The sequence below is a fragment of the Methanocalculus sp. genome (assembly GCF_029762515.1).
Lineage (GTDB): Archaea > Halobacteriota > Methanomicrobia > Methanomicrobiales > Methanocorpusculaceae > Methanocalculus.
The window spans coordinates 1-1,669 of sequence record NZ_JARVGN010000464.1 but is presented as its reverse complement, the minus strand read 5'-3'; the positions used below and the strand labels follow the sequence as shown (position 1 = coordinate 1,669).

The following is a 1,669-nucleotide window of genomic DNA, read 5'->3' as shown; positions in this document are numbered from 1 at the left end:
CCCCGTCCCCGTCCGCAGGTGCTTCGCAGGGAGGTTGAACCAGGTGGCTGCATATACGGCGCGGGAGGGGCAGGAATGTTTCGGGGCTGCCAGAGCAGATAAACCCCGATTCGAAGAATCGCCTTTCAGGTTGCTCTGATGAGCAAGGGTTTATCATCTCTTTCAGCCTGCACCCTCGATCACCCGCCCCCCCGATACCCGCGCCGCACCTGCTTCAAACAACCCCTGAAATAGCGAGCAGGTCTTTTTGGACTGTCTTGTGGTTCCTACGCCAGCAGCAGCACCATCGCCACCGCGGACAACCCCCCTCCGAAGGTAGCAAGGAGGTTAGTGCCCGCGTTTCCGATGATCCCCCGGTTCTCCAGGGTCGCACCGATGACGCTGTCTATGTTGGTTCCAAGGAATCCTGCGAGGATGCAGATGAAGAAGACCGGTAGCGGGATCATCTGAAGTCCAAGGGCGATCGCCGCAATAATGAGGGATCCAAGGAGCGATGCCGCCTCGCCTTTTACTGTGACTCCGCCATTTGTCCCTTCGGGAACCTGCTTCAGGGTGGTGATCATATAGGGCCGACCTCCGGTCACCCCGATCTCGGAGGCGACGGTATCTGCGGTTGCTGTTGCGATGCTCCCGACAAAAAGGGCGGCCCAGAGGGGATCTCCTGTCAGCCCGAAGATGACGGCCGCCCCGGTGCCTACAAGCCCGTTAGAGAAGGCATTCTTGTAACCCCGTGCCCCGCCCCGTTCCTGTTCGACCCCCATCGCCTTCTTCCGGGCATACTGGAACCTGGTGCTTGCTGATCCGATGATGAAGAAGGCGAGCATCACCAAAAACCACCGGACATCGGCAAAGACGATTAATAATACTCCTATGAGAGCTCCTGAGAAGAGTCCGGAGAGATCTGCTGCACCGACACGGAAGGATGAATATCCGAAGACAAGCGCGATCGCTGCGGCAAGGAAGAGGAGCAGAATATCTACCTGGAAATCCAGCTCAATGAAGAGGAAGATCGTCATGGCAACGCCGAGCATGATGATCATATAGGCATCTTCACGTCCTTCGAGGATTGATCTGAGCATCAATGCAACGAGCACCCCGATGATCAACACCAGCGGCTCGATACTCCCAAGATATGCCATCACGAGAAGGGCGCCTGCGAATGCCCCGGCGGTATAGTGGATGTAGGCACGTCTTCCCTCTCCTGCTGCCCTGTATGCCAGTTCGCCGAGTGTGACGATCGCAACTGTTGCCCCGAATGCAACAAGAGGGAGGATTCCGATCCCATACAGGAGGGCTGTTCCTCCCAATGCTAGTGAAATATACCGTGTTCCCCGGATCAGGTAGAGGACTGCTGAAAAAGAGATGACAAAGATTGCAAAAAGCCACGCTGGCTGAACGAAGGGGGAGACAAGAATCCCAATGATGGCAACGAGTGTTGCTACCAGAAGCCGTGGCTGATTCTGCATGGATAAAAAGAATTGGTGAACGTGAGAGAAGAAGGTTCGCACGTTCTCCAAATCAGAGTGCGAACAGTATATCAGATGACGCAGACAACCTGTTATAAATGTCGTCACCCGAGGATCTCTCAAAAACCTATGATTATGCCGAGGTTGAGCGGCGATGGCTCGATCAATGGCGTGATGAAGATTTTTATTTTGACTGGGAATCA

1 protein-coding gene is annotated in these 1,669 nt (G+C 54.9%); it reads right to left on the bottom strand.

Going from position 1 to position 1,669, the window contains the following annotated elements; genetic code table 11:
- Nucleotides 1-266 precede the first annotated feature (266 nt).
- Complete coding sequence (locus QCH34_RS12205) at nt 267-1,466, bottom strand: TIGR00297 family protein (RefSeq protein WP_300334536.1); 1,200 nt, start codon at nt 1,464-1,466, stop codon at nt 267-269.
- Nucleotides 1,467-1,669: the final 203 nt, after the last annotated feature.

Bases quoted from the DNA above. Each gene is read 5' to 3' on its own strand.
- QCH34_RS12205 (WP_300334536.1), bottom strand. From the start codon at position 1,466: ATGCAGAATCAGCCACGGCTTCTGGTAGCAACACTCGTTGCCATCATT.